The organism is Brevibacterium picturae (assembly GCF_030453725.1).
GTDB classification, from domain to species: domain Bacteria; phylum Actinomycetota; class Actinomycetes; order Actinomycetales; family Brevibacteriaceae; genus Brevibacterium; species Brevibacterium sandarakinum_A.
Map to the genome: position 1 here is coordinate 1 of NZ_JAKDJU010000116.1, position 9,461 is coordinate 9,461.

Here is a 9,461-nt window from a genome sequence, read left to right on the forward strand (position 1 = left end):
CAGTGCGGCAGACAGTGCAGCAGGCGCCTCCGGCAGTGCTGCTGCAGATCCGAACCAGGGTGGGAAGGTCGATCTCAGCACGGCCGACCTCACGGCGCTGCAGACGCTGCCGGGCGTCGGACCGGTGACCGCGGAGGCGATCATCGCCCACCGCGAAGAGCAGCCCTTCGACAAGGTGGAGGATCTGCTGCTTGTCCAGGGAATCGGCCCTAAGACCTTCGAGAGTCTCAAAGACCTTGTCGTCGTCGGATAGGGCAGAGCGGGCGAGAGACCGGGGGAAGGCCACTCTCGGCTGGGTGCGCTCGGTGGCGAAGGTCTGGCCCGGCTCCGTTCGTCTGCTCATCTGTGCGATGAGCCTATGGGCCACCGCACTGGCGGCCCCAGGTCCATGGGCGCTCGTCGCTGTCCCCGTCCTCGTCGGTCTCGGGTTCCTCTGCCTGCGCAGACACCACCACCTCGGTGTTCTCCTCATCGTCTTCGGGTGCCTGTTCACGGTGCAGACCACGATGCTCAGCGCTGCCCGCGGCACTGTCGAAGTCACCGAGGTGGAGGGCATGGTGGTCGGGCACAGCCAACCGGGAGCCTCGGGGTGGTCACGGCTGACGGTGCTGACCTCGTCGGGCATCACCGAGGTGCTCAGCCCTACCGTCCCGCCCGAGGGTTCGCACATCTCGATGCGCACTGAAGCCCTCGACGACGTGCGCCTCAGCAACGCCGACCCGACGATCCTCCGTGCACCGAACAGCCTGTGGCAGTGGCGAGGAGACCTGCGGATGCAGCTGCGACATGACTCTTTGGCCTCGGGGCACAGCGGGGGAGCACTGCTGCCGGGACTCGTCGTCGGAGACACCGAACCTCAGGACGCACAGATGAAGGACGACATGCGCGTCGTGTCACTGACTCACATCTCCGCCGTCTCCGGAAGCAATGTCACGATCGTCAGCCTCGGCGCCGGACTGGTTGCCGGACTGTGTCGGGCCGGGCCCAGGACCCGTGTCGCCGTGGGTGTGCTCACCTGCGTGGGGTATGTGTTCGTCGTCGGGTTCGAACCCAGTGCCATCCGCGCGGCGGGTATGGCGATCGCGGTCGCCCTCGTGTTCCTGCGCGGGAGCGGTATCTCACCGGTGGCGGTGATGAGTTCGACCGTGTGCATCCTGCTCAGCTTGGTCCCCGTGCTGGCAGGCTCGGTGGGTTTCGTGCTCTCCGTCGTCTCGACGGCCGCAATCATGTTCGTCGTTCCGATCATTCTGCGGCGTCTGAGTCTGCGTCTGTCGATGGTCCCCGCCATCGTCATCAGCGCCCTCATCGTGCCCCTGGTTGCCCAGTTGGCGTGCACGCCCGTGCTTGTGGCGATCGACCCCCGCATCGGGCTGTGGTCGGTGGCGGCGAATGCCCTGGCCGCACCCGCGGTGCTGCCTGCCACCATTGCGGGTTTCGTGTCTCTGGTGTGCGCCGGCGTCGGGCTCGTCGGTGTCCCAGGGCTCCTGTGGTGCGCTCAGCTGCCCGCCTGGCTCGGTTCGCTGTGCGCATGGTGGATCGTTGCCGTGGCCAAAGTCTGTGCCGGACTGCCCGGGGCGGCCCTCGACTGGCCGCAACCTCCCTGGGGGACGCTGGCGGCGCTCGGGCTCCTCTTCCTGTTGGCCGCAGGGCTGTGGCTGCTGGTACGCAGAAAGCTGTGGGGAGTCCCAGTCGTCGTACTCTGCATCTGCCTGACCGCACTGATCATCGTCGTCGGCCGGTCGAAGCCGCCGGCAGACGACTGGCTGGTCATGATCTGCGATGTGGGGCAGGGCTCGGCAACGCTGATCAACCTCGGCGATGACCGTGGACTCGTCATCGACACGGGGAAGGACCCGAAGCCCGTCGACGTGTGCCTCGACGAGGGCCGGATCGAGGACTTCGATCTTGTCATCTCCCACTTCGACGCCGACCACAGCGCCGGTTATGCGGGAACCACCTGGTCTCGGACCCTGCACCGACTGTGGGTGTCTGCCAACGTCGTCGGGTCAGACGAGGTCCGAGGCATTGTCGAAGACACCGGCGCCGAGGTGGTGCCGACGACGCGGGGACGCACGCTCGACGCCGCCGAGGCTCGAATCACGGTGTTGTGGCCACCACCGCAGACAGTGCGAGAACGAGGTCCCACTGCGGAGTCAGGAGAGGTGCGCAACGAGGACTCACTGGTCCTGCGGGTCGAACAGGAGGGCCTGAGCTACCTGGTCCCCGGTGACATCGGCGAGGACGAACAGTTCATCGTAGCTCAGAGCCTTGAACCCGTCGATGTGCTCATCGCGCCCCACCACGGGTCCTCCGACCTGTCAGAGGACTTCTTCACGGCCGCAGGCGCTCGCCTCGGAGTGATCTCCGTAGGTGAGAACAGCTACGGTCACCCCACGCCACGAGCTCAGCGAGCCTTCGGCGCCGTCCCGGTTCTGCGCACCGATCTCTGCGGCACCGTCGCCGTGTATGCCGATGCGCAGTACAGCACAGGACAGCACTGCGAGTCCGCTTCCGGATGAGTGCACGGTTGAGCGATCGAGTGCGGGTTCGAGTGCGGGTCTCTGCCGCGCAACGTGTCCATGGCTCACGATAGGCTTGGCACATGGCAGTGAAGAAGACCCTGGTTCCGTGGAGTTCCGCTAAGCCCGCGCCCGTTGTGATGATCTCCGGGAACGAGCCGGTGCTCATCCGCATGGCCAAGGATCGGATCGTGGCTGCTGCACGGAAGAAGGACCCGGAGGAGATCGAGTTCGACGCCGCCGGATATCAGGGCGGGGAGCTGCTTATGGCCGCTTCGCCCTCACTGTTCTCCACGTCGAAGCTCATCGTCGTCGACAGCGTCGAGAAATGCTCGGAGGCTTTCCTGGCCGATGCGCTCGCCTACCTCGACGAACCCAATGACGATGCGGTCGTCCTGCTCCTCCACGGTGGAGGCAATCGCGGAGCGAAGCTGGTCAAGAAGCTCGAGGCAAGCGGGTTCCCCCGGGTCGATGCGGCGGCACTGAAGAATGAGAGCGACCGGGCCAAGTTCGCCCAAGGCCGGTTCAAGGCCGCGAAGAGGCAGATCGACGAATCCGGAATGGCCGCGCTGATGTCGGCGCTCGGCTCCGACCTGTCCGAACTCAACGCCGGGGTCGAACAGCTCATCGAGGACACAGACGGAACCATCACCGCTCAGGTCGTCGACCAGTACTACGGCGGTCGGGTCGAGGCCACAGGCTTCAAGGTCGCCGATGCCGCTGTCGGAGGCGATGCGAAGAACGCACTGAGCCTCCTGCGTCACGCCCTGTCGACCGGTTCCGACCCGGTTCCCCTGGTCGCGGCGGTCGCAATGAAGCTGCGGTCGATGGCCAAGGTGCAGGGCTTCTCGGGATCGAGCGGTGAGCTGGCCTCGGAGCTGAAGATGGCTCCGTGGCAGGTCGACCGTGCCAGGCGCGAGGTCCGGCGGTGGAACGAAGTCGCCCTGGGCCACTCGCTGATCGCGGCGGCCGAAGCCGATGAAGCTGTCAAGGGCGGAGGACGCGACCCTGTCTACGCCGTCGAATGGTTCGTCTCCGAAGTCTGCCGATTGGCCCGCCAGCGCTGAGAAGCCACGCACACTGAGCGGTGAGTGCACCGCGCAGCATGCTGTGAATGCACAAGGGCCCCGATCCATATGGATCGGGGCCCCGAAGCTATAGCCTCAGTGATCGACTCAGAGAGCGTTGATCTGCGTGGCCATGCGCGACTTGCGGTTCGCAGCGTTGTTCTTGTGCAGAACACCCTTCGAAACAGCTTTGTCGAGCTTACGGGCGGCAACAGCATATGCCTGCTGTGCTTCGTCCTTGTTGCCGGCAGCAATGTTCTCGCGGACGACGCGGACGTGTGACCGAACCTCGGACCGCACAGCCTTGTTGCGCTGGCGAGCCTTCTCGTTGGTTTCGATCCGCTTGACCTGTGACTTGATATTAGCCAATTTCAACACTCTTTCGTGTTAGTGGAACATGGTCGTGAGGGCACATCCGACCGACATGCTCATCTCCGCGGGGAAACACATCGATGATATCGAGTCTGATGGCATCTTCACCCGACCTAGACGAGACACACGCCATTGATGAAGATACTGACACAACGATACAGCCTGATCCCGTCAGGCAGAAATTCTGGCTCCCTGGTCGCAGTTCGGACCCAACTGGAGTTCGGTCTCGGTGCGGACCCGGAGTCAGCCGGCGTCGACGTTGTCCGCGACCTGTTCGAAGATCTCGCGGGGCATGATGGAGCCTTCGCGGCGGATGGACTGCGGATCGAGGCGAATCACACGATCGAGACGGATTTCAGAGGGCCTGCCCTGAGAGTCCCAGTCCCCGCTGCCGATATTCATCCACCGGGCGTGACGGTCTTCGCGCACCTGGCCGACTCCACCCGGGATGTGGTCCTGGCTGGTGAGCATGAGTGCCAGCACCCAGCGACCGTCCTTGCCGACGATCAGGGACGGACGGTCCTTGCCCTGGGAATGGTCCTCTTCGTAGGGGACCCATCCCCAGACGACTTCACCCGGATCGGCATCGCCGTCGAGGTCGGGTGCATAGGAGACGTTGACCGGGCCGCGGTAGTCGCCCGGATAGTCTCCGCCCCGCGCCGAGGCGGATCCGGAGGCCCGTGCATCACCTCGAGGGGGACTGCTGGGACGGGGCCCCGAACCCTGCGAATCCGCCTTCTTCTTCGCCTGTGATTCCCTGAGGAACTTGAAGCCTTCCTTGGCGCCGATCTTGACGACGCGACCGACCAGTGATTTCCAACTCATGTGCGCCAATCCTAATCGACGTAGCTCAGGACTGCTTCGACGGGAAAATGGTCGGAGGGGTACTCGCCGTGGGAGCTGAAGGTGTTGATCCGTGTGGTGACGGTGCGCAGACCGGAAGAGGTCAGGATCCAATCGATGCGCGGTTCGCCGATCTTCGGTCCCCTGTAGCGGTGGAAGGTGCCGATGTCCTCACTCGGGACGAGGGCCCCGGTGTCCGTGAGTCCCAGCTCTGCGCAGAAGAAGTCGTAGACGGGGGAGCCGGTGGCGACATTGAAGTCTCCGGTGACCACGGATGGGCCGTTCGCCTCGGCGAGGTGGCCGGCCATGAGCCTCCCGGACTCCAAGCGGGCATGCTCGGACTTGTGATCGAGGTGCGTATTGAGCAGCCGCAGCGAATGCCCGGCGATCAGATCACGAAAATCGACGACGGTGAGGGTCCGGGCGTGGGAGACGCCCCAGGATTCGGAGGCGACTGTCTCCGGCTGTTCGGACAGCCAGCTGATGTCCACGGCGTCGACGTCGAAGCGGGACGAATCGTAGATGACCGCGGTGAACTCACCCGAGTTGCCGCCCGAATGACCCTCACCCAACCAGATGTACTCATCGGGAAGCAGGCTGATGAGCGTCTCGAGCTGATCGAGCTCACCCTCCTGCGTGCCGATGATGTGGGGATGGGCGTGCGTGATGAGTTCTGCGGCGATGGGCAGACGTGTGGCCACAGGGTGCCCGTCCAGGGCGGGATATCTGAGGTTGAAGCTCATGATCGAGAAGTCGCTCATGATCCAATCGTCGCCGATCCGTGCCGAAAGTGGCGACCGGTGCCCGGATTCTCAGCGAGTCCGAGCGGCGGCGAGGATGTGGTTCCCGCACGCTTCGGGACGCAGAGGATTCCAGTCTGGTGCGCAACCCATGGAACAATGGAAGTTCTGGTCTGTCGAAGGAAGGGCGTTCATGTCACCTCAGGTGAAGCCGCAAGCACTCGAACGGATTTCTCCGTCCGCTACATCACCCGAGTTGATCCGCAATTTCTGCATCATTGCTCACATCGACCACGGCAAGTCGACCCTGGCCGACAGGATGCTCCAGGTCACCGGGGCGGTCCAACCGCGCGATATGCGAGCTCAGTACCTCGACCGGATGGACATCGAACGCGAGCGCGGAATCACGATCAAATCCCAGGCTGTGCGCATGGCCTGGGAGAACGAGGCTGCTCCCTATGCACTCAACATGATCGACACCCCAGGACACGTCGACTTCAGCTACGAGGTCTCCCGGTCACTGGCCGCCTGCGAGGGCGCACTGCTTCTCGTCGACGCAGCACAGGGCATCGAAGCCCAGACCCTGGCCAATCTCTACATGGCCATGGAGAACGATCTCGCGATCATTCCCGTTCTCAACAAAATCGACCTCCCCGCCGCACAGCCCGAGAAGTACGCGGAAGAGCTCGCCAACCTCATCGGCTGCGAACCCGAGGACTGCCTGCTCGTGTCGGGCAAGACCGGCGAAGGCGTCGAAGAAGTCCTCGACCGCATCGTCTCGGACATTCCGGCTCCGGTCGGCGACGCCGATGCTCCGGCACGGGCGATGATCTTCGACTCCGTGTACGACACATACAGGGGCGTGGTGACGTACGTCCGCCTCGTCGACGGTGCGCTGCATCCCCGTGAGAAGCTGACGATGATGTCGACCGGCAGCACGCACGAACTCCTCGAAATCGGCGTTTCCTCACCGGAACCGCGCGCCACCAAGGGACTCGGCGTCGGTGAGGTCGGGTACCTCATCACCGGCGTCAAGGACGTTCGCCTGTCCAAGGTCGGCGACACCGTCACCTTTGCTCCGAAGCCTGCCGAACAGGCGCTCGAAGGCTACCAAGAACCCAAGCCCATGGTGTACTCCGGTCTCTTCCCGATCGATGGATCGGACTACCCCGTGCTGCGCGACGCCCTCGACAAGCTCAAGCTCAACGATGCCTCGCTGGCCTACGAGCCGGAGACCTCGACGGCGCTGGGCTTCGGCTTCCGCTGCGGCTTTCTCGGTCTGCTCCACCTCGAGGTCCTGCGGGACCGTCTTGAGCGCGAATACGACCTCGACCTCATCTCCACCGCGCCCAGCGTGATCTACGACGTCACCATGGAAGACGGATCGGAGATGGAGGTCACCAACCCGAGCGAGTATCCGACGGGCAAGATCAAAGAGGTCAGAGAACCCATGGTCCGGGCCACCATCCTCACCCCGAGTGAACACATCGGCGCGGTGATGGAGCTGTGCCAGACACGTCGCGGCAACCTGCAGGGGATGGACTATCTGTCCTCGGACCGCGTCGAGATCCGGTACCGACTGCCTCTGGCAGAGATCGTCTTCGACTTCTTCGACCAACTGAAGTCGAAGACCAAGGGCTACGCCACCCTCGACTACTCCGACGACGGCCAGGACGCAGCGGACCTGGTCAAGGTCGACATCCTGCTCCACGGCGACCAGGTCGATGCGTTCTCCGCGATCGTCCACCGCGACAATTCCTACTCCTATGGCGTGCTCATGGCCGGAAAGCTGCGCAAGCTCATCCCGCGCCAGCAGTTCGAAGTTCCGATCCAAGCTGCCATCGGTTCGCGCATCATCGCCCGCGAGACGATCCGCGCCATCCGCAAGGACGTGCTGAGCAAGTGCTACGGCGGCGACATCAGCCGTAAGCGCAAGCTGCTCGAGAAGCAGAAGGAAGGCAAGAAGCGGATGAAGGTCGTCGGCAACGTCGAGGTCCCGCAGGAGGCCTTCATTGCCGCACTGTCCTCGGATGAACCGGATCCCAAGAAGGAACCCAAGAAGTAAGTGCCGACACAACCGACTGGTGAGACTCCACCGCTCAATGGTTCGCTGCCGGCCTCGGCCGGGGTCGGCGCGGACGCTCGCGGGCTGAGTCTCTACGTTCACGTACCGTACTGTCGAGTCCGCTGCGGCTACTGCGACTTCAACACCTATACGGCAGAGGATCTGGGGCCCGGAGCCTCCCGCGATGACTACCGCAGCAATCTTGCCCGTGAGCTTGATCTGTCGGCCCATGTCCTCGCCGAGGCGGGCGCGGCCGGCCGTGCGGTGACGACGGTCTTCTTCGGCGGGGGAACCCCGACACTGTTGTCCGCCGAGGTGCTGGCGGGGGTGATGGACGATATCCGAGACCGCTATCGCTTGGCACCGGACGTCGAGGTCACGACCGAAGCGAACCCCGACACACTGGATCCTGCCTATATTGCGACCTTGGCCGCCGCCGGGTTCACCAGGATCTCCTTGGGGATGCAGTCGGCGGTGCCCCACGTGCTCGCCACCCTCGATCGCACGCACGACCCGGACAAGATTCCGGATGTGGCCCGGTGGATCAAAGAGGCCGGTCTGGAACTCAGCCTCGACCTCATCTACGGCACACCGGGGGAGTCGATCGACGATTGGCGCCGGTCGTTGGACGTGGCTCTGAGCAACGACGTCGACCACATCTCAGCGTATTCGCTCATTATCGAGCCCGGCACGAAGATGGGCGCCATGGTGCGCCGGGGCGAACTGCCGATGCCCGACGAAGACGATCTGGCCGACAAGTACGAGATCGCTGATGCCGCCATGGCCGCCGCCGGCCTGCGCTGGTACGAGGTCAGCAACTGGTCAACCTCGGCCGAGACCCGCTGCGACCACAACATGGCCTACTGGCGCAATGCCGACTGGTGGGGCTTCGGACCCGGAGCCCACTCGCACATCGGCGGAGTGCGCTTCTGGAACGCCAAGCACCCTCGCGCCTGGTCCGACCGGCTGCTCGCAGGTGATTCACCGGCTATCGGACGTGAGGTCCTGGGGGAGTCGACGCAGGAGATCGAGCGGATCATGCTCGCTGCCCGGATCGATTCGGAACTGCGCCTCGACTCGCTGGGGCACGGCAGCGACAGGGCAATCAGAGGATTCGTGAAGCAGGGGCTTCTCGATGCAACGGCCGTCGATGAAGGCCGGTTCGAGCCCACACTGCAGGGTCGGCTGATGGCCGACTACATGGTCCGCATCCTCACCGACTACGTCTGACCCCGACTGCATCCGATCTGGGGCAGTGTGATCTGAGTCGAAGGCAGGGCACGCAGAGCGAACACCTGCCTGTGCCGCCCGCGGCACACACCAGAGACGTCACGCCAGAGACGTAGAGAAGCCGCTGTCATCGAACGCGATGACAGCGGCTTCTGTCTGCCCGGAGCGGCTCAGTTCATGTGAGGTGAGTGATCACCGGAGGTGTTTCAGTCATTTCACGAAGTCGAAGGTCAGCGGGAACTTATAGCCCTCACCCTTGTTCCCGGCAACGGCGGCGATGATGTAGAGCACCGTGTAGACGAGTGGGACCAGGAACGCCAAGAAGTAGACGAAGAAGCCGAGACCGAAGGTCACAAGGGCCAGGACGAAGGCGATGATCATGAAGACGATGGCAGCTGCGAAGGTGGCGAGGCAATTCGTGATCATTGCGTTCAGTCCCTGCCGGGAATGTTCGCGCACGTAGGGAGACTCGTCCTTCTTCACGAGGAACATGATGAGGGGGAGGAACCAGACGAAGATCGATCCGATGTGTGTCCACAGGACCGTGGTTCTTTCGTTCTCGCTGGCCTGCCAGAACATCTCGGAGCCGGGTCCATAGGCGTTCTCCGGCAGCATCCGCGAATCG

General features: G+C 63.8%; 9 protein-coding genes. 5 read left to right on the forward strand and 4 right to left on the reverse strand.

Translation table 11 applies throughout. The features are described from left to right. From L0G76_RS11310 to holA, 3 genes are all read left to right on the forward strand, one after another. The coding region (locus tag L0G76_RS11310) for a ComEA family DNA-binding protein (RefSeq protein ID WP_304357320.1) at window positions 1-253 on the forward strand (253 nt) is incomplete at its 5' end. Between the two features lie 52 nt (window positions 254-305). Beyond that, window positions 306-2,519 (forward strand): ComEC/Rec2 family competence protein, encoded by a 2,214-nt coding sequence (locus L0G76_RS11315; protein WP_304357321.1) that lies wholly within the window; start codon window positions 306-308, stop codon window positions 2,517-2,519. Between the two features lie 83 nt (window positions 2,520-2,602). Next, window positions 2,603-3,586 carry a DNA polymerase III subunit delta gene (holA, locus tag L0G76_RS11320; RefSeq protein WP_304357322.1) on the forward strand — a complete coding sequence of 328 codons (984 nt, stop codon included), beginning with the start codon at window positions 2,603-2,605 and terminating at the stop codon, window positions 3,584-3,586. A gap of 108 nt (window positions 3,587-3,694) precedes the next feature. Here the strand turns inward: holA and rpsT are convergent, their stop codons facing one another. The 3 genes from rpsT to L0G76_RS11335 all read right to left on the reverse strand — a co-directional run bounded on the left by rpsT (window position 3,695) and on the right by L0G76_RS11335 (window position 5,562). Continuing rightward, entirely contained in the window at window positions 3,695-3,955 is a 261-nt protein-coding gene (gene rpsT, locus L0G76_RS11325) for a 30S ribosomal protein S20 (protein WP_304357323.1), read from the reverse strand. Window positions 3,956-4,201: 246 nt separating this feature from the next. Beyond that, on the reverse strand, window positions 4,202-4,783 hold the full coding sequence (locus L0G76_RS11330) for a type II toxin-antitoxin system PemK/MazF family toxin (protein WP_304357324.1): 582 nt from the start codon (window positions 4,781-4,783) through the stop codon (window positions 4,202-4,204). A gap of 11 nt (window positions 4,784-4,794) precedes the next feature. Further along, a complete protein-coding gene (locus L0G76_RS11335; protein WP_304357325.1) occupies window positions 4,795-5,562 on the reverse strand; it encodes an endonuclease/exonuclease/phosphatase family protein in 768 nt (255 codons plus the stop codon). A 172-nt stretch (window positions 5,563-5,734) separates the two neighbouring features. Here L0G76_RS11335 and lepA point away from each other — a divergent pair, with 172 nt between their 5' ends. Further along, entirely contained in the window at window positions 5,735-7,606 is a 1,872-nt protein-coding gene (lepA, locus tag L0G76_RS11340) for a translation elongation factor 4 (protein ID WP_304357326.1), read from the forward strand. Continuing rightward, window positions 7,607-8,836, forward strand: a complete 1,230-nt coding sequence (gene hemW / locus L0G76_RS11345) for a radical SAM family heme chaperone HemW (protein WP_304357327.1) — start codon at window positions 7,607-7,609, stop codon at window positions 8,834-8,836. It begins immediately after the preceding gene. Between the two features lie 210 nt (window positions 8,837-9,046). Here hemW and L0G76_RS11350 read toward each other — a convergent pair. Beyond that, window positions 9,047-9,461: DUF4870 domain-containing protein (locus L0G76_RS11350; RefSeq protein WP_304357328.1), on the reverse strand; the 415-nt coding region annotated here is incomplete at its 5' end.

Coding starts and splice junctions, on each gene's coding strand:
- holA (WP_304357322.1), top strand. CDS start 2,603: ATGGCAGTGAAGAAGACCCTGGTTCCGTGGAGTTCCGCTAAGCCCGCG.
- L0G76_RS11335 (WP_304357325.1), bottom strand. CDS start 5,562: ATGAGCGACTTCTCGATCATGAGCTTCAACCTCAGATATCCCGCCCTG.
- L0G76_RS11330 (WP_304357324.1), bottom strand. CDS start 4,783: ATGAGTTGGAAATCACTGGTCGGTCGCGTCGTCAAGATCGGCGCCAAG.
- lepA (WP_304357326.1), top strand. CDS start 5,735: ATGTCACCTCAGGTGAAGCCGCAAGCACTCGAACGGATTTCTCCGTCC.